This is a genomic window from Pseudomonas simiae, assembly GCF_900111895.1.
GTDB classification, from domain to species: Bacteria; Pseudomonadota; Gammaproteobacteria; order Pseudomonadales; family Pseudomonadaceae; genus Aquipseudomonas; species Aquipseudomonas simiae.
Map to the genome: position 1 here is coordinate 344,102 of NZ_FOKB01000002.1, position 19,928 is coordinate 364,029.

Genomic DNA, 19,928 nt, shown 5'->3' on the forward strand with positions numbered 1-19,928 from the left:
TGTAATGCAAGAATCGGGCGCGGCGTAGTGCGTCTGTCATACAGCTACATAAACTGTGGTTTTCAGCCCAGGCGAACGGTCAACCAGGCACCGATATCGCGTATCTCCTCGGGTAACACTTCGTGGCCCATTGGGTATTCCTGCCATGTCACGGTGACACCACGGGTTTTCAAATGCTCGTAAGCGCTGCGGCCCATGGCGTTCTGTACCACATCGTCGTACTGGCCGTGCAGGCACAGGGCGGGAATGCGCTGTTGGCTGGCTGATAATTCCAGCTCGTCGCTGAACGTAGGGGCATAGGTGGAGAGGGCGATCACGCCACCCAAGGGACCTTCCCAGTTCAGGAATGCGGTGTGGAAAACCACGGCGCCGCCCTGGGAAAAACCGGCGAGGAAAATTCGCGAAGCGTCTATTCCGGTTCTCTTCTGCGCTTCGATCAGGTCCGTGACCATTTTTGATGATGCTTCCAGTTCTTCCAGGCTGATCGAACGGGCCGGGCTCATGGCCTTGATGTCGTACCAACTGGGCATTTCATAGCCCCCGTTGATCGTCACCGGACGGGTCGGTGCCTGAGGCAAAACGAAGCGAGTGGTCAGCAAGCTTTCTTGTAGCGCCTCGGCCACCGGCAGGAAGTCGTAGCGATCGGCACCCAGGCCATGCAACCAGATTACGCAGGCATCTGCGGGCTTGGCGGGCTGAAGAATCAAGGGGTCGGTCATGTCTGCTCCATTAATGTGCGTGCGCTCCGATTAAGTGCGACGGAACGGTGCGTGGCTTGTCGATCTGTTAAGAGAATGTCGCAAGGTTGAATCTTTTGCACTTGATCATGGGCTGAAACGGCTCAGCCAGCACTCTGGTACGCGCCTTGCTACGTGTAGGTCGATGTCAGAACTTTCCTCAAGCGGTAACACTATCAGTGCATGCCGCTTGTAGGAAACAAGCTGGAATTACTGCGACAACTTCATGCCGCTTGACCCTAAAAAAAGCCAACACGGGTCGATATCGCCTCATAAGGGTGCGCTGAGGTTCGAGCTCCGACACAACAAGAGCAAACTGGAGGTTTGAATGAAGGTATTGAAATCCACCCTGGCCATCGTTTCCGCGGCGGCCGTTCTGGGTGTCAGCGGTTTCGCCCAAGCCGGCGCCACTCTGGATGCCGTGCAGAAGAAAGGCTTTGTGCAATGTGGCGTGAGTGACGGCCTGCCGGGTTTCTCGGTGCCGGATGCCAGCGGCAAGATCCTCGGGATCGACGCTGATGTGTGCCGCGCCGTGGCCGCTGCCGTTTTCGGCGACGCTACCAAGGTCAAATTCAGCCAGTTGAATGCCAAGGAGCGTTTCACCGCGCTTCAGTCCGGCGAAGTCGACATTCTGTCCCGTAACACGACCATGACCAGCTCCCGCGACGCCGGCATGGGCTTGAAATTCCCAGGCTTCATCACTTATTACGATGGCATCGGCTTCCTGGTAAACAACAAGCTGGGCGTGAAAAGTGCCAAAGAGCTGGACGGTGCAACCATCTGCATCCAGGCCGGTACCACCACTGAGCTGAACGTTTCCGACTACTTCCGCGGCAACAACCTGAAATACACCCCGATCACCTTCGATACCTCCGACGAAAGCGCCAAGTCGCTGGAGTCCGGGCGTTGCGACGTGCTGACCTCCGACAAGTCCCAACTGTTCGCCCAGCGCAGCAAGCTGGCCGCACCGAAAGACTACGTGGTACTGCCGGAAACCATTTCCAAAGAGCCATTGGGCCCCGTCGTGCGTAACGGCGACGACGAGTGGCTGGCCATCGTGCGCTGGGTTGGCTACGCCATGCTCAACGCTGAAGAAGCCGGCATCACTTCGAAAAACGTTGAAGCTGAAGCCAAGTCCACCAAGAACCCGGACGTTGCACGTCTGCTCGGTGCTGACGGCGAATACGGCAAAGACCTGAAAGTGAAGAAAGACTGGGTCGTACAGATCGTCAAGCAAGTCGGTAACTACGGTGAAGTGTTTGAGCGCAACCTGGGCAAGAGCACCCCGCTGGAAATCGACCGTGGCCTGAACGCGCTGTGGAACAACGGCGGCATTCAATACGCACCCCCTGTGCGCTGATCGCTGATGGTTCTGTCACCCGGTGGGCCAACCGCCGGGTGATGTTCTGTTCCATTATTTTCGGGGCATTTCATGCAAAAACAAATCGGCGCACCCAAGCAGAAGCTCAGCTTCAGCGATCCCAAATTGCGTGCGTGGCTCTTCCAGATCATCACGATTGTGGCGGTGGTCTCGCTGGGCTGGTACCTCTTCAACAACACCCAGACCAACCTTCAGCACCGAGGCATTACCTCGGGTTTCGACTTTCTTGAACGCAGTGCCGGCTTCGGCATCGCGCAGCATTTGATCGACTACACCGAATCGGACAGTTATGCCCGGGTGTTTGTGATCGGTTTGCTCAACACCTTGCTGGTGACTTTTATCGGCGTGATCCTGGCGACGCTGCTCGGGTTCGTCATCGGCGTGGCGCGGTTGTCGCCGAACTGGATGATCAACAAGCTGGCGACCGTGTATGTGGAAGTGTTCCGCAACATCCCGCCGCTGCTGCAAATCCTGTTCTGGTACTTCGCGGTGTTCCTGACCATGCCGGGGCCACGCAACAGCCACAACTTCGGCGACACCTTCTTTGTCAGCAGCCGTGGCCTGAACATGCCGGCAGCGATTGCCGCTGACGGTTTCTGGCCATTTGTGGTCAGCATCGTGGTTGCCATCGTGGCAATCGTGCTGATGGCGCGTTGGGCCAACAAGCGCTTTGAAGCCACCGGCGTACCGTTCCATAAGTTCTGGGCGGGCCTGGCGTTGTTCATCGTGATCCCGGCGTTGTGCGCCTTGATCTTCGGTGCACCGCTGCACTGGGAAATGCCCAAGCTGCAAGGTTTCAACTTTGTCGGCGGCTGGGTACTGATCCCTGAACTGCTGGCATTGACCCTGGCGCTTACCGTGTACACGGCAGCGTTTATCGCCGAGATCGTGCGTTCGGGTATCAAGTCCGTCAGCCACGGCCAGACCGAAGCCGCGCGCTCACTGGGCCTGCGCCCTGGGCCGACGCTGCGCAAGGTCATCATTCCGCAGGCCCTGCGGGTGATCATTCCCCCGCTGACCAGCCAATACCTGAACCTGGCGAAAAACTCGTCGCTGGCAGCCGGTATCGGTTACCCGGAAATGGTTTCGTTGTTTGCCGGCACGGTGCTCAACCAGACCGGCCAGGCCATCGAAGTCATTGCCATCACCATGAGCGTGTACCTGGCGATCAGCATCAGCATTTCCCTGCTGATGAACTGGTACAACAAGCGCATTGCGCTGATCGAGCGGTGAGGAAACGCCCATGAGTTCACATACTTTCAAACCGGATATGCCGCCGCCGAACAAAGTGTTCGGGCCGATGGCATGGATGCGCGCCAACCTGTTTTCCAGCTGGCTCAACACCCTGCTGACGCTGTTGGCGTTCTACCTGATCTACCTGGTGGTGCCGCCGATCCTGAGCTGGGCGATCATCGACGCCAACTGGGTTGGCACCACGCGTGCCGATTGCACCAAAGAGGGCGCCTGCTGGGTGTTTATCCAACAGCGCTTCGGGCAGTTCATGTACGGCTACTACCCCGGCGACCTGCGCTGGCGCGTGGACCTGACCGTGTGGCTGGCCATCGTCGGTGTGGCGCCGTTGTTTATCTCGCGTTTCCAGCGCAAGGCGGTCTACGGCCTGGGTTTCCTGGTGCTGTACCCGATCATCGCGTTCTTCCTGCTACACGGCGGGGCGTTTGGCCTGACCAACGTGGCGACCAGCCAATGGGGCGGCCTGATGCTGACCCTGGTAATCGCCACTGTCGGCATCGCCGGCGCCTTGCCGCTGGGCATCATGCTCGCGTTGGGGCGGCGCTCGAACATGCCGGCGATTCGGGTGGTCTGCGTGACCTTCATCGAGTTCTGGCGCGGTGTACCGTTGATCACTGTGCTGTTCATGTCCTCGGTGATGCTGCCGTTGTTCCTGCCGGAAGGCATGGGCATCGACAAACTGCTGCGGGCGCTGATCGGCGTGATCCTGTTCCAGTCGGCCTACGTGGCTGAAGTGGTGCGCGGTGGCTTGCAGGCGATTCCCAAAGGTCAGTACGAAGCGGCCGCTGCGATGGGCCTCGGCTACTGGCGTTCGATGGGCCTGGTGATTCTGCCGCAAGCCCTGAAGATGGTGATCCCCGGCATCGTTAACACCTTTATCGCGTTGTTCAAGGACACCAGCCTGGTGATCATCATCGGCCTGTTCGACCTGCTCAACAGCGTCAAACAAGCCGCCGCCGACCCGAAATGGTTGGGCATGGCCACTGAAGGCTACGTGTTCGCGGCCCTGGTGTTCTGGATTTTCTGTTTTGGTATGTCGCGCTATTCCATTCATTTGGAACACAAGCTCGACACTGGCCACAAGCGTTAGGAGTTGATGTTATGAGCGAAGCGATCAAACAGCCTGTGAGCCCTGAAGGCATTATCCAGATGCAGGGCGTCAACAAGTGGTACGGCCAGTTCCACGTGTTGAAAGACATCAACCTCAACGTCAAGCAAGGCGAGCGTATCGTGCTGTGCGGCCCGTCGGGTTCGGGCAAGTCCACCACCATCCGCTGCCTCAACCGTCTGGAAGAGCACCAGCAGGGCCGCATCGTGGTCGATGGCGTGGAGCTGACCAACGACCTCAAGCAGATCGAAGCGATCCGCCGTGAAGTGGGTATGGTGTTCCAGCACTTCAACCTGTTCCCACACCTGACCATCCTGCAGAACTGCACGCTGGCGCCGATGTGGGTGCGCAAGATGCCTAAGCGCAAGGCCGAGGAAATCGCCATGCACTACCTGGAGCGCGTGCGCATCCCGGAGCAGGCGCACAAGTTTCCGGGCCAGCTCTCTGGCGGCCAGCAACAGCGTGTGGCGATTGCCCGTGCACTGTGCATGAAGCCGAAAATCATGCTGTTCGATGAGCCGACTTCGGCACTCGATCCGGAAATGGTGAAGGAAGTTCTGGACACCATGATCGGTCTGGCTGAAGACGGCATGACCATGTTGTGCGTGACCCACGAAATGGGCTTTGCGCGCACCGTGGCCAACCGTGTGATCTTCATGGACAAGGGCGAGATCGTGGAACAGGCGGCGCCAAATGACTTCTTCGACAACCCGCAGAATGACCGGACCAAGTTGTTCTTGAGCCAGATTTTGCATTGATCGATGTCTGAAAAAATAAACCCGGCCAAGTGCCGGGTTTATTTTTGCCTGCTGAAAATTTTCAGGAGGCTTGTAGGGCGAGTTGTTGTGCGTCAATCGAAAATACCGCTCCTTTTTCCTACCTAAGAACCCCTAGTGCGTTGCCTTTGTAGGTCAGTCCGAATAGGCTGTAGGAAAATTCATCCTATGATGGGACGAAAGCGCAAAATCCTATGACAGACATCGCCCCCCTGATCAAACGCTCTCTGGTCGACCAGGCCCTGGAGCAACTGCGCCAGCGCATCAGCCAGGGCATATGGGCCATCGGCGAGCGCCTGCCCACCGAGCCCGAGCTTTCCGCAGAGTTGGGCATCAGCCGCAATACCGTGCGCGAAGCCATGCGCGTATTGGCGTTTTCCGGCTTGATCGAGATCCGTCAGGGCGACGGCAGTTACCTGCGCTCGATGACCGACCCGCTGGGCGCCATGCGCGCGTTGTCCCATTGCACTCTGGAGCAGGCGCAGGAGACGCGGCAGATCCTGGAAGTGGAGGCCATCGGCCTGGCCGCCCTGCGTCGTACCGAGCAAGACCTGCATCGGTTGCGCGCGGCGCTCGACACCAGCGCCGCGCTGTACCACGGGGAACTGGAGGCCTACATCAGCGCCGATCTGGTATTCCACCAACAGTTGGTGGACGCGGCGCACAACCCGGCGTTGAGCGAGTTGTACCAATACTTTTCCAGCATCATCGGCGCGCAACTGCGCCAGACCCTGAACCTCTCGCCGCGCCGCCAAGCGGTGTTCGACCTGCACACCGCCCTGCTTGATGCCGTCGCACAGCAAGATGCGGAGCGCGCCAAATCCCTTTGCCGGCAGTTGATCAATGAACCCTGATGCCCCACGCACGCCTGAGTTGGAACAACTGCTGATTGACGCCGAGGCCGATGACGATGAGGTCCAGCACAGCCCCCCGCCAGTGAGCCGGCCGTGGCTATTGCTGCTGGGCCTGGTGCTGGTGGCGCTGAACCTGCGCCCGGCCCTGTCGAGCCTGTCGCCGCTACTCAGTGAGGTTTCCAGCAGCCTGGGGTTGTCGGCGGCCAGGGCCGGTTTGCTGACCACCTTGCCGGTGCTGTGCCTGGGTCTGTTCGCGCCGCTGGCGCCGATCCTTGCCCGGCGTTTCGGCGCCGAGCGGGTGGTGCTGGGGATTTTGCTGATGCTGGCCGGCGGTATTGTGCTGCGCAGTGCGTTCGGAGAAGTCGGCTTGTTTGTTGGCAGCCTGATCGCCGGCGCCAGCATCGGCATCATCGGCGTGTTGTTGCCCGGTATCGTCAAGCGCGACTTCGCCAGACAGGCGGGCACCATGACCGGGGTCTACACCATGGCGCTGTGCCTGGGCGCGGCGTTGGCGGCGGGGGCCTCGGTGCCCTTGAGCGACTACTTCGGCCACCGTTGGAGCATCGGGTTGGGCTTCTGGATGCTGCCGGCGTTGCTGGCCGCGTTGTGCTGGTTGCCGCAAATCGGGCACAAGCATGGCGCGCATCGCGTTGCCTACCGGGTGAAGGGCTTGCTGCGTGATCCGCTGGCCTGGCAAGTGACCTTGTACATGGGCCTGCAATCGTCCCTGGCCTACATCGTGTTCGGCTGGGTGCCGTCGATCCTCATCGACCGCGGCCTGAGCGCCACCGACGCCGGGCTGGCGCTGTCCGGTTCGATCATCGTGCAACTGCTCAGCGCCCTCACCGCGCCGTGGCTGGCCACGCGCGGCAAGGACCAGCGCCTGGCCATCGTGGTGGTGATGCTGCTGACCCTCGGCGGGCTGATGGGCTGCCTGTATGCGCCGCTCGACGGGCTGTGGGGCTGGGCGATCCTGCTGGGCCTGGGGCAGGGCGGCACGTTCAGCCTTGCGCTGACCTTGATCGTGCTGCGTTCGCGGGATGCCCACGTCGCCGCCAACCTGTCGGGCATGGCCCAAGGTATCGGTTACACCCTGGCGTCCCTTGGCCCGCTCGCGGTGGGCCTGATTCACGATTGGACCGGTGGCTGGGCCGCCACCGGCTGGGTTTTCGCGGTGATCGGCCTGGGCGCCATCGTCGCCGGTCTCGGTGCGGGGCGGGCCAAGTACGTCGGCGTGTGCAGCGAAAAAGTCTAGAGGTACACCACCTCCAGGGTCGCCGAACCGTCCATGAGGATGTCGGTACTCAGGTCCAGATTCTGTTTGGCGTTGATCACCGTCTCCAGGGTCAGCGTGCTGGTCAGGTTCTGGATCGCCATGGGGCCGGCGGTGCTGCCCGCAGTATCGGTGAAGCCCAGCAGGCTTTTGGCGCCCACGTCGATCGGGTTGCGGTTGGCCGTGCGCCAGGCCAGGCCGCCGGTGGTGGATTCGGTGCCGTAGACCTCGGCCACGGCGTCCACCACGGTCAGCGTTGGATCGAACGTCACTGAGTACACGCCGATCTTGTTCGCGCTGTTGTCCAGGCCCAATCCGTAATAAATCTCGCTGTTGACGTAGGCGGTGCCGTCGCGGTTGTCGCGCATGCGCAATGCGTAACGCACCGGGCCGTTGCAGGTCACCGTCAGGCCCAGGGACTTGAGCGGCAGCCGCGTGCCCGTCGTGAGGTTGAGGTCTTGCTGGGCGATCTTGCCGAAGTCCACCTGCCCGTTGTCCGACAGGCTCGGCACACAGGACGCCGGGGTGATTGTGCCGTTGACGTTCAGGTCGACAGCGGCGGCCTGCGCCGGTTGGCTGAACAGCAGGGGTACGAGGATCAGGTAGCGAGTAATCATGGGAGCCTCCGAGGTGCTTAGAAGTAGGTGATTTCCAGGGTCGCCGAACCGTCGAGCCGCACTTCACTGCTCAGGTCCAGGCTGTCGAGCGGCGCGACAAAGGCTTTCAGGCTGAGTAGCGCGCTGAGGTTTTGCAGGGCCGTCGGGCCTTCTGTGCTGCCGGTTGTGGCGGTAAACCCCAGGAGGCTGCGTGCGCCCAGGGGAATTGTGCTGGCGCTGGCGTTGCTCCAGGCGGCGCCGCCGGTGGTGGAGTCGGTGCGATACAGCTGTGGCAGGTTGTCGGCGCTGGCCTGGGCGGGGTCGACCAACAGGTAATAGCGGCCGATTTTCTGCCCGCGTGCATCCAGGCCCAGGCCGTAGGCGGTTTCATCGATGCCGCCGGTGGCTGAGCCGGCGCGGTTGTCGTGCATGACCAGGGCAAACGGGGTCGGGCCGTCACAGCTGACCGTGAGACCCAACGCGCGGGCGGGCAGGGCGGTGTCTTTGTCGCGACGCAAATCGCTGACCGACAACTTGCCAAAGTCCACCGTGCCGTTGTTGGCCAGGGTGGGCGTGCAGGCCGCTGGCGCGAAGCGCGCTTGCAGATGCAGCTCGCGCGAGCGTCCGGACGCGGGGGCATCGACCAGCGCCGAGGCGTCCCAGGTCTCGGCATCGCGCACCCGAAACGCCTCTTCCCGGGCCCAGGCATTGACCTGCAGTTGTGCAGAAAAACTGCGCCCGGCGACGGGCTGGCCGTCGTGCAGCGGGACGATGCCATGGTCGGCGCGCCAAGTCAGGCTCGCCGCCACCTGGGCGGGCGCCTGGCCGGGGCCGGCGAGCAGGCCCAGTTGCACCGCGCGGCCATCGAGCACGGCGTCATGCACTTGCACGCGGTAACTGCCACCGTCGGTGAAGCGCAAACGCTCGGTGCCGGCGGCCAGAGCGCGGTAGAACAGGCTCATGTCGGCGGTTTCCGGGCAGTTGAGGGTCAAGGACAGGCGTCGTTCACCGAGCAGTCGCTCGGCGGTCGGCGTTGACGCAATGGCGCGGTTCATCAGGCCAAAATCCAGGCGCGATTCGCTCAGGTCCAGGCGGCAGTCGTCCTGGGCCAGGGCGGTGCCGGTACACAGCAGCAGGGCTGCCAGGCAGTGGTGACGTTTCATGGGGCGTTCCTCAAGGCCGCTGGCAGCGGGCCGGGGCGGTTTCGAAATACACGTGGGGGTCGGCCTTGGCCGGCAGTTCAAAGCGCAAGTGGCAGCGCGGCTGATCGGCGGCCTTGATCCAAAGCGAACGGGTGTCGAGCACGTCGGACAAGAACACTTGGTTGCCTTCCTGGACCAGCGTGATGAACTCGCCGTCCTCGGTGGTCACGGTCGAGCCGCGTGGCATCGGGGTGTCCAGGGTCAGCAGCGCGCGGCGGGTGAGCGACACTCCGAACTCGATGCGGTCCACCGCGCCGCGCCCTGCCGAGACCACCGCGAGCCCGTTGTGGATGTCGGCATTGCGCGGCAGCGAGCGGGTTTGCACTTCCAGAGGGCTGCGCCCATAGGCGCTGAGCTGGGGCGCGACGGCCTGACCCTGCCAGTCGGTCCACACCGGGCCGCTGGGGGTATTGACCTTGATTCCGGCCATGTCGCCCACCGACAGCACGGCAAAGGTGTCGCGCACCGGGTAGGGCGAGAACGTCAACCCGTCGCCGTGCAGCACCACCGCGCCGCGTGCGCCGCCCTGGTAGCTGGAGCGTTCGGCGTCGGAGCGGGTGTAGTTGAAGTCCAGCTGGCTGTAGAACGGCAGGGCCGAAACGCCCAGGGACGACTCGACCTCGCGGTCGCGGGTGTCATGTTCGACGCCGACCCGATACGCCAAATGGTCGTTGATCTGTTCGTTGAGCCCAAGCCCGGTGCGGTGCTCGCCACCGGAATTGCGCACCCACGCGCGGCCTCGGCGGCTTTCGCCCAGGGGCAGGCTGACCGTCAGGTACAGGCTGTCGTCGTTATAGCGACGCCCGCCCATGTGCCATTCGGCGGTGGCGGACACCGACATGCCGGCGATTTGCGTGCCCCAGGACGCCAGGGCACGGCTGCTGCTGTCGCCCTGGAACGAGGACGAACGCGAAAACCCCGCGCTGAAGGCGCCCAGCCACGGATGCGACCACGAGGTGGTGGCGCTCTGCTGGTCGCGGTAGCGCGTGCGTTGCTGCTCGCGGGTGTCGACGACGTAGGTCGACTCGCTGAGGTCGCGGTAGCCCAAGGTGCGCCAGGAATTGGCCGCCGTGAAGGCCCAGCGCTCGCTCAGTTTCTGCGACCACGACAGGTCGGTCTGCACACCGCGCTCCTGGGTGCGCCGCGAGGCTTCGGAGGCGACCACGGCGACTTGCACCTGGCTATCCTGCCAAGGCAACAGCCCCAGGCTCAGGCCCGCCGAGCGATAATCCTCGGCCGCCAACAGCCCGCTGCCGAAGCTGACCTGCGGATGCGGCGAGGCGCTCCAGCCCGCACTCACCACCCAGGGTTCAGCGCCTGGGCCGTCGCCGATATTGCGCACCCGCCCGGCCGCCACCGAGTAACCAGGCGCGGGCAGGCCCAGGCCGAGCATGGCGGCGGGCACGGTGAACCGGCGTTCCTCGCCGGTGCTTTCCTTGACCGTGACTTCGACGTCGGAGCGCCCATTCAGCCGCGGCACATTGCTCAGGCTGAACGGACCGGCGGGCACCACCGTGGAGTGAATCAACGTGCCGTTCTGGCGCACTTCCACCTGGGCCGGGCCATTGGCGATGCCATGGATGGTCGCGCCCTGGTTCTGATCTTGCAGGGCCTGTTCGGTGAGCACTTGCACGCCGGTGATTTGTGCCCCGGCGAGCACCGGGTTGTAGAGGTTGATCTGCCCGGCCTGCAACACCGCCTGGTGGCTGGCGAAGGTGCGCTGGGCGTAGGCGTCCAGGTGGGTGGTGCTTGAGGTGCTGTCTTGCCAGGTCTGCACCTGGCGGCTGCGCACGATCCAGTCGCCGGCATTGAAGCCGACCTCGGTATTGGCCGAGCCGAAGCGGCTGGCGTCGTCGCCGTAGTGGTTGTACAGACCGGTCACGTCGTAGTTGAGCAGCGCGGCAAACCCGCCGGTCTGATAGCCGGAAATGTCCTGGGTGACCGGGCGCAGCGCCTGGGTCGGTACCACCAGGTTCAGGTTCAGGTTGGCCGGGTCATGCTCAATCACGGTTTGCGGGTATTGCTGGAGAAAGTCGTAGCAACGGCTTTCCTCGGCCGGGCCCGAAGACGGCGTCACCAACTGCGCGGCGTTCAGCAGCGGCGGGTCGAAGCAGGTTGCGCCGTGCTGATCGATGCTCACATCGACGCGCCCGTGCCGCTGGCCGTTGACCGTCAGGTTGAGCGCGTGGCGGCCTTGGGTAAACCGCGGGGCCTGCATCAGCAGGCTCGCGAGTTCAGGGTCGATGCCGCGCTGGAGCAGGGTCTGTGGGTCAAAGGAATCGCTCGACGACGGCGTCTGTGCCCAGGCCAGGTTTGTCGGCAACCCCAGGCTGAGTGTCAGCACAAGCAAGGCGAGGTGTGGTGAAACGCCGGGCACGGCTTTGCCGTCACGGTAATGAATGACTGTGTTCACACAAATGCACTCGGATGATGGAAGTACCCGGCGTGATTCCCTATCGCGTCAGGTCTTCCCGGTGGCCTTCAGTGGGTGGCCACTTCGTTATCGTGGCGCCGTTGCATCCCTGGGCGCCGTTGCATCACAGGGTTATGGGCGCGTCGTGGGGCTCGACGGCAAAGCCATACACGGTGGCCGGTTGCAGGCGCACGCGGGTGGCGCCGGTGCCGGTGCCGCTGGCGGTCATGGTCAGTGTTTCGCCGGGCAGCACATAGGTGCGCGGCAGCATCGCCGAGGCATTGCCGGGCAGCAGTTGCAGCTCCTGGGCCAGGCGCACTACATACGGGGTAGGGTTGTGGACGCTGAGTTGGTCGGCCTTCAAGGTCCAGCTCAGGCCCAGCCACGGTGTGCGATTCGGTGCCAGCCCCTTGGGATGAATGATCACCGGCAGGTTCTGGCGTACGGTCACGCCCACTTGCGCGCGCCCGGCCTGGGCCGGGTCGCGTTGGGCGGGCATGCCTTCGAATATCGCGCGCTTGAGGCGCTGGGTTTGCAGCGGCGCCTGGGTTTGCAGGATGAAGCGCACCAGCTGGCTCTTGGACGCTTCGACGCGGGTCAGGGGTGGGGTCACGAACAGCAAGGTGTCGCTGTCCTCGGGAATGTTTTCGAGGGTGACGTGCAGCAGGGCCATTTTGTTGTCGGTGTTGGTGACCGAGACCGTAGCCTCGCCGTCGGCCTCGTTGACGATCACCACCGAGGTGTCCGGGACCATGCCGTCGGCACGCGCGACGGTTGCGCCGAAGACGGCCAGTGCCACGCAGCAGAGGCGCGGCATCGCACGCCAAACGGAAAGAAACAGGTTCATAACAGGGCTCTTCAATACAAGGTGCTTCAAGGGGGCCGCCATGTGCTCGGCACGTGACCGGGGCGCTGACGACGCAGGGTCAGAGGTAACGCAGGTTCAGCGTGATCGAGCCATCGAGGGGCACCTCTTCGTGGAGCGTCAAGGTGTTGGCCGGGCTGATCGAGGTGTCGACCCGCAGAGAGGCCACCAGCAGCCGGATCGGCGCGGGCAACGCATCGCCAGCGTGGGCGAAGCCCATGAACAGGCCGGGGTACACGTAAGGCTCGGGTTTCCAGGTGGCGCCCTGGTCGGATGAGGTCAGGGTCTGCATCAACTGCGAATCGCCAACCGGCCCGCGCAATGACAGGCTGACCGAGCCGAGGCGTTCGTCGGGGGCGTGGGGGTTCATGCCCAGCCCATAGAAGTAGTCCGGCGCCAGCGATGACTCGCGTTTGTTGTCGATGCCCACCAGAGCGAACAACACCGGTCCTTCGCAACTGATGCTCAAGCCCATTTGCTGATTCGGCAGCACGGTGTACTCACTGGGGTGCAGTGTCGTCGCGAGGATCCTGCCGTGGTCGACAAGGCCGTTGTCCGACAACGATACGGTGCAGGCGCTGGGGGTTATTCGCCCGTTGACGTCCAACTCCACAGTCGAGAGGGCGAAGGCCAAGGGCGTCGTCAGCAACAGCGAGGCGAGGGCCGGCAAGCGAATAAGCAGGTTCATGGCGTAAGTTACCTGGTGTTGAACGGTGGTACGGGCATCGGCTCAGGCGGCGTTACAGGTACTTGACTTGGATCGTGACCGAGCCATCAATCGGGGTATCGTCTGTGAGCGTCAGGTTCTTTGCCGCCAGGATGAACGGCCTTACCGCGAGCTCCATCGCAGTGTTCTTGGCCGCGACAGGGATGCGCCCTGCGTTGGGGTCGCGGATTGAAATAATGAGGTTTTTTGACCAGTTAGTGTCCGGATCATGGGTGCCCCAACTGGCGCCGTTGTCCATCGAGAAGATATGTGTGACGGCAGCCCCGTCGGCGACCCCTTTGTCGAGGAGCATGATGTAACCACCGATACGCTCACCCGCGAGCGTCTTGCCGATGCCATATCGGCCGATGTCACCGGAGTCTGCCCGGTTGTCAGTGGTCTGCATGGCAAACAGTGTCGGTGCCTCGCAGTCGATGCCCAATTGCAGGGTGGCCGGGGTCAGCCAGGTTGACGCCTCCGGGTTCAGGTCTTTGACCGAAATCCGGCCGACGTCGACGGTGGTGGCCGACAGGCTTGGCGTACACGCCGAGGGTACGATCAGGCCCTTGACGCTCAGGTCGACGGTGGATGCGGCGAATGCCGGGAATGCGCTGGCGATCAACAGGCCGGCAACGCTGGTGCTGAGTAGTTTTTTCATCACGGGTAAAGCTCCAGGGAAAGGGGGCATGCCCAGCCCATACAGGTGAACGGCGATACGGGCTTCGGGAAGGGCAGTGGCGTTACAGGTACTTGACTTCGATGGTGGCCAAACCATCGATCGCGGTGTCTTCGCTGATGGTCACGTTCTTTGCCGGGTGGATGAACGGGTTGACGGAAAGCGCCATCAGCGTGTTCTTGGCCGGGATGGGTGTTGACGCCGTACCGATTGCCTTGATCGAGATCAGACTCGTGGATTGCCAAAGGTCGTCTTCATAATGAGTGAACCAGGTGGTGCCGCCGTTGTAAGAAACAATGGTTTGGACGGCGACCGCGTCGGCCACGGCGTTGTCGAGAAACAGACCGTAGCCGCCGATCGGTTCGCCGGCGGCGGTCTTGCCGATACCAAACTCGCCGGCGTTGGCACTGGAATCAGTGCGGTTGTCGGTGGCCTTCATGGCGAACATCGTCGCGGCCTCGCAGTCGACGCTCAGCGACAAGGTGCTCGGGTTCAGCAGGGTGCGGCTTTCCTGATTAAGGTCCTTGACCGACACCCGGCCCATGTCGACGGTGTTGGCCGACAGGCTTGGCGTACACGCCGAGGGCACAATCAGGCCCTTGACGGTCAGGTCCACGGTGGACGCGGCGAGTGCCGGTAATGCGCTGGCGATCAACAGACCGGCAACGCTGGTGTGGAGTAACTTTTTCATGCGGGTAAAGCTCCAGGGAAGGATAGGCATACAGGGGGTGCAGGGGTTACAGGTAACGCACCTCGACGGTCACGTGCCCGTCGAGGGGGGCTTCATCGGTCAGGGTCAGGCCGTCGGCGCGGGCGATCCGGGTGTAGAGCGCAACGTCCGCGTCGAAACGCGTCACCGCCATGGGCCGGGTGGTGTTGTCGGCCGAAGCAGCCGCGAGCAGGTTGAGGTGGCTCAGCTGGGTTCCGGCGGCCCAACTGGTGCCGCCATCCAGTGACACGATGGTGCGCGCGGCCGCCTCATCCGCCACCGGGTTGCTCAAAGCCAGGGACACGCTGCCCAGGTTCTCGCCTTGGGACGTCGTGCCCAGGCCGTGATGGTTGGGAATCACCGCGGTGCCTTGACGGTTGTCGATGGTGGTCAAGGCAAAGAGCGTCGAGCCCTCGCATTGCACGCTCAGGTGCAGGGAATTGGGGGGCAACAGCGTGTGTCGGTCCGGGTTGAGGTCGCGCACGGTGACTTTGCCGTGGTCGATCACGCCGTCGTTCGACAAGCCCGTGATACAGGCTTTGGGCGTGATCGCGCCGGTCACGCGCAGGTCGGTTTGGCTGCCAGCCAAGGCGCTGGGCACAGTGGCCAGTAACAGGCTCGCCAGCAGCGCTGGGACATATTTATCCATGGAACGAACAACCTCTCTGGGTAATGTCCTGAGTGGATGGGTCACAGGTACTTGACTTCGATCGTGGTGGAGCCGTCGATCAGCACTTCATTGCTCAGGTCCAGGCTGTTGGCGGCGGCGATCTGGGTGTCGACCAACAGGTCGACGATCACGTTTTTGAGCGGGATCGGCTTACGGTTTTGCCCCGTCGAACCGTCGCCGAACGCCGCCAGGTACTGGCTCTGCCACATCACATCGTCGATGGGGCGCCAGCTCACGCCGTCCAATGACTCGATGGGCTCGGCGGCGACGTTGTCGGCCACCGGGCTCCTGAGGGAAATCCAGAACGTGCCGATTTTTTGCAGGTTGTTGATCAAGCCCAGGCCGTAACCGTAGCTGCTGGTCGACGACCCGGCGCGGTTGTCGATGGTGCGCAGCGCAAACAGGGTCTGGGCTTCGCAGTCGACGTTGAATTGCAGCCGGGCGGTGGGCAGGTTGGTCGCCGTGGTGAGGTTCAGGTCTTTGGCCGAGAGCTTGCCGTGATCCACCAGGCCATTGCCGGACAACGTCGGTGTGCAGGCACTCGGGGTAATCACGCCAACGACCGCCAGTTCCACGGTGCTGGCGGCAAACGTCATGCCGCTGCAGACAAGGGCGACGGCGGCGGTGAGGGCGGCTAAGGGCTTTTTCATGTGATCGAGCTTCCAGTGCAAAGCTGATTGCCGAGGGGTCAAGGGAGGACGCGTCGGCAACGAGGTGGCGAACGCCTGGAGTGGCCGGTCGCGTCCCGCTTAGGGGATGCCGGGCAATTTATCGGGGGGAAGGCGTCTGGCAAATACAACAAATACGACAATGAACGGGTGTCGCACACGCCCAATCGACTTGTCGGAACTCGTTTTAGTGTGTGTAGGAAATTTAAGGATTTCGTAGTTGTTGTATCGCTTCAGCGCGCTCATTCAACTAGCGTTCCGGCCGATAGTTTTTCCACAGCACATTCGAACAGGTCTGAGCGTCAGCGCTTGAACCGCGGCCCCTCCGTCGGTGGATGGTGTGCCAGCCGTTGAGGTTGCCGATTCCGGCGCCGCGCGCTTTTTGAAGTTGAGGTAGTCATGTCTTCAGACCCTATCCCAGGCGACCAAGCAGGGGATGACCGGGTCGCGCAGCCCCCGTCGACCGTGCATTGGCGTGAGCTCAAAGTGTTGTTGGTGGACGATCACCCCGCATACTGCCTGCTGATGGGCGCCATGTTCGAGCGGCTGGGGCTGGCTTTTGAAGTGTGCGCACATGGCCAGGCCGCGCTGGCGTTTCTGGACGTTACCTGTGTCGACCTGATTTTCAGCGACTGCCAAATGCCGGTGATGGACGGCTTTGCCATGACGCGCGAACTGCGCCGCCGCGAACAGCGCGCCGGAACGCAGGGCGTGCCGGTCATCGCGTTCACCGGCAAGCTGGGCGCGCATGAAATCCAGCAGTGCCAGGCCGCCGGCATGGATGCCTGGCTGGACAAACCGGTGACTTTCCAACAACTGCGCCAGGTGCTCGGCGACTGGCTGCCCGGCCCACGTATCAGCGAGGCGGTGCAGCCGATGGTGGCGGTCGAAGGGCGCTGGCCGAGTCGCGCACGGCTGGGTCAACTGTTCGGATGCCCGGAGGCGTTGCCCGGCATCCTGGCGAGCCTGGTGTACGAAGCCGAGATCGATCTGCATGCGCTGGCACAAGCCACCGACGGCCTGCACGCGCAGGCAACGGTCGAGCACCTGCACCGCTTGATCGGCAGCGTGGCATTCTTCGGTGCCACACCGCTGGAAAAGCGCGGTCACCTGTTGATCGAAGCGATCAACCGCGACGGCGTGGCCATGCACCTTCCGCGCTTGCTCGCATTGCGCAGCGACTTGATCGGGTATTTGAACTATTTGTCGGCGTTAGGAAATGGATGACAGTTCATGCTGATGTGTGTTGTAGGTCTTCGGAGTGGGGTATTTCCTTTTTTTCTGTAGGGCAAAATCCTGTTTCCAGGGATTGCTGGGCTATCTGCCATTACTGCTTTCAGGGGCGGTTGTTGCTGATCCGATCCGGGAGTATTTTGCGCGGATTCAAGTTGCCATCATGGTGGTGCTCATGCTTCGCGTAATTATTGCTGACGATCATCCCATTGTGCGTATCGGGCAGAAAGTGGTGATAGAAGCCAATGGCCGATGCAAAGTCGTTGCCGAGGCCGACGGTCCGGATCAGTTGCTGGCGCTGGTGGACAGCACGCCGTGCGACATCCTGGTCACGGACTTTGCCATGCCGGGTAACCAGCAAGCCGACGGTTATAGCTTGCTGGGCCTGATGCAGCGCCGGCATCCGGACTTGCCGGTGATTCTGGTAACCATGTTTGCCAGTGTCGCCACCTTGCGCGAATCGTTTGCCCAGGGGGCCCGGGCGGTCCTGGCCAAAAGCGCGTCGGCCCGTGAACTGCCGCTGGCGATTGCCGCCGTCAGTGAAGGGCGCACCTTCGTCAGCGAATGTTTGCGTGCGCAACTGGCGGAGGCCGGGACGGGTAACCAGCAAGCCGTGCCGCAGTTGTCCTGCAAGGAGCGCGAAGTGGTGCGCATGCTCGCCAGCGGTATGACCGTCAGCCAGATCGCGGCGCGGGTCAACCGCAGCATTTCGACCATCAGCAAGCAGAAAAGCACGGCGATGAACCGGCTGTGCATTTCTACCGATGTGGATCTGTTCGCCTATGCCCGCAGCAGCGGCATGGTGCCCTGAGCCCGGCGCGGCAAGCCGCCCATTTGCGCGGCGAATGTTGCTAGCCTTGGCGCTGCCGGCGGCTTATCGTGCGGCTATCTTTTCGACGCCAGCGGACCCTGCCCATGAGTGATGCCCATAACGCCCTGATCACCGAGTTCTACAGCGCCTTCCAGCGCCTGGACGCCGAAGCCATGGCCGCCTGCTACACCGACGACGTGGTGTTCAGCGACCCGGCCTTTGGCGAGCTGCGTGGCCGCGATGCCGGGGATATGTGGCGCATGCTCACCACCCGCGCCAAGGACTTCTCCCTGACCTTCGACCATGTGCGCAGCGATGACAGCACCGGCAGTGCGCATTGGGTAGCGACGTACCTGTTCAGCGCCACCGGCAATACGGTGGTCAACGACATCGGTGCGCGGTTCGTGTTTCGCGATGGCAAAATCTGCGAGCACCACGACCACTTCGATCTGTGGCGTTGGTCGCGCCAGGCCCTGGGCTTGAAAGGCCTGCTGCTGGGCTGGTCGCCTGCGCTGAAAAACGCCGTGCGCGCCCAGGCGCTCAAAGGGTTGAAGGCATTCCAGGCCGGTCGTTGATAAGATTAGCGTTCCTCTGGTTTGCAGACATCGCCCGTGACTGATCCTTCCGCACCCAAACCCTGGTTCGTCTACCTGGTGCGCGCCGCCAATGGTTCCCTGTATTGCGGCATCAGCAATGACCCGGTGCGCCGCTTTGCCTCGCACCAGAGCGGCAAGGGCGCCCGGTTCTTTTTGTCGAGCCCTGCCGTGGCGTTGGTGTACACCGAGCAATGCGCGTCCAAGGGCGAAGCGCTGCGCCAGGAACGCCTGATCAAGAAGTTGAAGAAGAGCGCCAAGGAGTGCCTGGCGGCCAGTGGCTCATTGATTTGACTGATGGGTTCCCATCGCCCCGTTTCCTGTGGTTGCAGGCTAAGCTAGCGGTTCATTTCTAGCGCGGAGCCTGGCATGTCTGAGTTAATCCTCCACCATTACCCGCAGTCCCCCTTTGCTGAAAAAGCCCGCCTGCTTCTGGGTTTCAAGGGATTGTCCTGGCACTCGGTGCATATCTCGCCCGTCATGCCCAAGCCTGACCTGACAGCCCTCACCGGCGGTTATCGCAAGACCCCGGTGTTGCAGGTCGGCGCAGATATCTACTGTGACACCGCCTTGATTGCCCGTCGCCTGGAGCAGGAAAAGTCTGCGCCGGCACTGTTCCCCCAAGGCCTGGAACTGGTCACTCAAGGCTTCGCGGCCTGGGCGGACTCGGTGGTGTTTTCCCATGCTGTGGCGCTGGTGTTCCAGCCGGAATCCCTGGCGGTGAAATTTGCCAAGGTGCCGCCGGAAATGATCCAGGTGTTGGTGGCGGATCGCAGCAAGCTGTTCAGCGGCGGCACCGCAACCCGTGTGCAATTGGACCAGGCCAAGCACCAGTGGCCGACGATCATCCATCGCATCCATCAGCAGTTGCAGCACCCGGCGGAGGATTTCCTGTTCGGCGAGCCGTCGATTGCCGACTTTGCCCTGGCCCACCCACTGTGGTTCCTCAAAGGCTCTTCAGTGACGTCGCCGTTGGTGGACGCCTATCCGACCGTCGCTGCCTGGCTGGACCGTGTGCTGGGGTTCGGCCATGGTACCTCTATCCAGATGAGCGCCGAGCAAGCCTTGGAGGTATCGCGTAACGCTGCACCGGCTGTTTTGCCTGAAGAAGTGTTCGAGGACTTGAACGGCTTCAAGGCCGGCCAGCAGGTGACCATTTCCGCCACCGACTACGGCACCGACCCGGTCGCTGGGGAACTGCTGTTCGCCGGGCGCGAAGAGCTGATCCTGCGCCGTACCGACGAACGTGGCGGCACCTTGCATGTGCATTTCCCGCGCATGGGGTTTTGCATCCAGGCGCAATAAACAAAAAAGTTGCAAATAAAAGTGAGGTAAATCCACGGCCCATCCGTGTAGTGCTTGAAACTGCGATCTATTCGCATTAACAGCGTTTTCTACACGGGTTC

At 62.4% G+C, this 19,928-nt stretch carries 21 protein-coding genes; 11 read left to right on the forward strand and 10 right to left on the reverse strand.

From position 1 onward, the window contains the following. Positions 1-62 precede the first annotated feature (62 nt). Entirely contained in the window at positions 63-719 is a 657-nt protein-coding gene (locus BMZ57_RS07585) for an alpha/beta hydrolase (RefSeq protein WP_010212955.1), read from the reverse strand. Between the two features lie 346 nt (positions 720-1,065). On the opposite strand from BMZ57_RS07585, the gene BMZ57_RS07590 reads away from it, so the two are divergent. From BMZ57_RS07590 to BMZ57_RS07615, 6 genes are all read left to right on the forward strand, one after another. Then, a complete protein-coding gene (locus BMZ57_RS07590; RefSeq protein ID WP_010212954.1) occupies positions 1,066-2,097 on the forward strand; it encodes an amino acid ABC transporter substrate-binding protein in 1,032 nt (343 codons plus the stop codon). A gap of 72 nt (positions 2,098-2,169) precedes the next feature. Further along, positions 2,170-3,351 (forward strand): amino acid ABC transporter permease, encoded by a 1,182-nt coding sequence (locus BMZ57_RS07595; protein WP_010212953.1) that lies wholly within the window; start codon positions 2,170-2,172, stop codon positions 3,349-3,351. 10 nt (positions 3,352-3,361) lie between these two features. Beyond that, positions 3,362-4,459 (forward strand): amino acid ABC transporter permease, encoded by a 1,098-nt coding sequence (locus BMZ57_RS07600; RefSeq protein WP_021491844.1) that lies wholly within the window; start codon positions 3,362-3,364, stop codon positions 4,457-4,459. Positions 4,460-4,470: 11 nt separating this feature from the next. After that, entirely contained in the window at positions 4,471-5,235 is a 765-nt protein-coding gene (locus BMZ57_RS07605) for an amino acid ABC transporter ATP-binding protein (protein ID WP_003171943.1), read from the forward strand. A gap of 212 nt (positions 5,236-5,447) precedes the next feature. Beyond that, positions 5,448-6,107, forward strand: a complete 660-nt coding sequence (locus BMZ57_RS07610) for a FadR/GntR family transcriptional regulator (protein WP_010212949.1) — start codon at positions 5,448-5,450, stop codon at positions 6,105-6,107. Continuing rightward, the gene (locus BMZ57_RS07615) at positions 6,097-7,362 is read left to right on the forward strand and encodes a CynX/NimT family MFS transporter (RefSeq protein ID WP_069672384.1); all 1,266 of its coding nucleotides are present in this window, start codon (positions 6,097-6,099) and stop codon (positions 7,360-7,362) included. The genes BMZ57_RS07610 and BMZ57_RS07615 overlap by 11 nt, the downstream gene beginning before the upstream one ends. Here BMZ57_RS07615 and BMZ57_RS07620 read toward each other — a convergent pair. From BMZ57_RS07620 to BMZ57_RS07660, 9 genes are all read right to left on the reverse strand, one after another. Further along, positions 7,359-7,997, reverse strand: coding sequence for a DUF1120 domain-containing protein (locus BMZ57_RS07620; protein ID WP_010212946.1), 639 nt, complete (start codon positions 7,995-7,997; stop codon positions 7,359-7,361). The genes BMZ57_RS07615 and BMZ57_RS07620 overlap by 4 nt on opposite strands. A gap of 17 nt (positions 7,998-8,014) precedes the next feature. Further along, positions 8,015-9,139: a DUF1120 domain-containing protein gene (locus BMZ57_RS07625; RefSeq protein ID WP_045791292.1), complete on the reverse strand. Its 1,125-nt coding sequence runs from the start codon at positions 9,137-9,139 to the stop codon at positions 8,015-8,017. A gap of 10 nt (positions 9,140-9,149) precedes the next feature. Beyond that, a complete protein-coding gene (locus BMZ57_RS07630) occupies positions 9,150-11,591 on the reverse strand; it encodes a fimbria/pilus outer membrane usher protein (RefSeq protein ID WP_069672383.1) in 2,442 nt (813 codons plus the stop codon). A gap of 124 nt (positions 11,592-11,715) precedes the next feature. Beyond that, positions 11,716-12,438, reverse strand: coding sequence for a fimbria/pilus chaperone family protein (locus BMZ57_RS07635; protein ID WP_080923181.1), 723 nt, complete (start codon positions 12,436-12,438; stop codon positions 11,716-11,718). A 79-nt stretch (positions 12,439-12,517) separates the two neighbouring features. Continuing rightward, positions 12,518-13,144: a DUF1120 domain-containing protein gene (locus tag BMZ57_RS07640; RefSeq protein ID WP_069672382.1), complete on the reverse strand. Its 627-nt coding sequence runs from the start codon at positions 13,142-13,144 to the stop codon at positions 12,518-12,520. A gap of 52 nt (positions 13,145-13,196) precedes the next feature. Beyond that, on the reverse strand, positions 13,197-13,820 hold the full coding sequence (locus tag BMZ57_RS07645; RefSeq protein ID WP_044286668.1) for a DUF1120 domain-containing protein: 624 nt from the start codon (positions 13,818-13,820) through the stop codon (positions 13,197-13,199). 82 nt (positions 13,821-13,902) lie between these two features. Then, on the reverse strand, positions 13,903-14,529 hold the full coding sequence (locus BMZ57_RS07650; protein WP_069672381.1) for a DUF1120 domain-containing protein: 627 nt from the start codon (positions 14,527-14,529) through the stop codon (positions 13,903-13,905). Between the two features lie 46 nt (positions 14,530-14,575). After that, positions 14,576-15,196, reverse strand: coding sequence for a DUF1120 domain-containing protein (locus BMZ57_RS07655; RefSeq protein ID WP_010212936.1), 621 nt, complete (start codon positions 15,194-15,196; stop codon positions 14,576-14,578). A 41-nt stretch (positions 15,197-15,237) separates the two neighbouring features. Continuing rightward, entirely contained in the window at positions 15,238-15,867 is a 630-nt protein-coding gene (locus BMZ57_RS07660) for a DUF1120 domain-containing protein (protein WP_069672380.1), read from the reverse strand. A gap of 417 nt (positions 15,868-16,284) precedes the next feature. Between BMZ57_RS07660 and BMZ57_RS07665 the strand changes: the two genes are divergently transcribed. From BMZ57_RS07665 to BMZ57_RS07685, 5 genes are all read left to right on the forward strand, one after another. After that, on the forward strand, positions 16,285-17,112 hold the full coding sequence (locus BMZ57_RS07665; RefSeq protein WP_010212934.1) for a response regulator: 828 nt from the start codon (positions 16,285-16,287) through the stop codon (positions 17,110-17,112). A 181-nt stretch (positions 17,113-17,293) separates the two neighbouring features. Continuing rightward, positions 17,294-17,929: a response regulator gene (locus tag BMZ57_RS07670; RefSeq protein WP_029529239.1), complete on the forward strand. Its 636-nt coding sequence runs from the start codon at positions 17,294-17,296 to the stop codon at positions 17,927-17,929. Between the two features lie 104 nt (positions 17,930-18,033). Beyond that, complete coding sequence (locus BMZ57_RS07675) at positions 18,034-18,504, forward strand: nuclear transport factor 2 family protein (RefSeq protein ID WP_010212931.1); 471 nt, start codon at positions 18,034-18,036, stop codon at positions 18,502-18,504. Positions 18,505-18,540: 36 nt separating this feature from the next. Beyond that, positions 18,541-18,816 carry a GIY-YIG nuclease family protein gene (locus tag BMZ57_RS07680; protein WP_010212929.1) on the forward strand — a complete coding sequence of 92 codons (276 nt, stop codon included), beginning with the start codon at positions 18,541-18,543 and terminating at the stop codon, positions 18,814-18,816. A gap of 75 nt (positions 18,817-18,891) precedes the next feature. Continuing rightward, entirely contained in the window at positions 18,892-19,827 is a 936-nt protein-coding gene (locus tag BMZ57_RS07685; RefSeq protein WP_042571688.1) for a glutathione S-transferase family protein, read from the forward strand. Positions 19,828-19,928 lie beyond the last annotated feature (101 nt).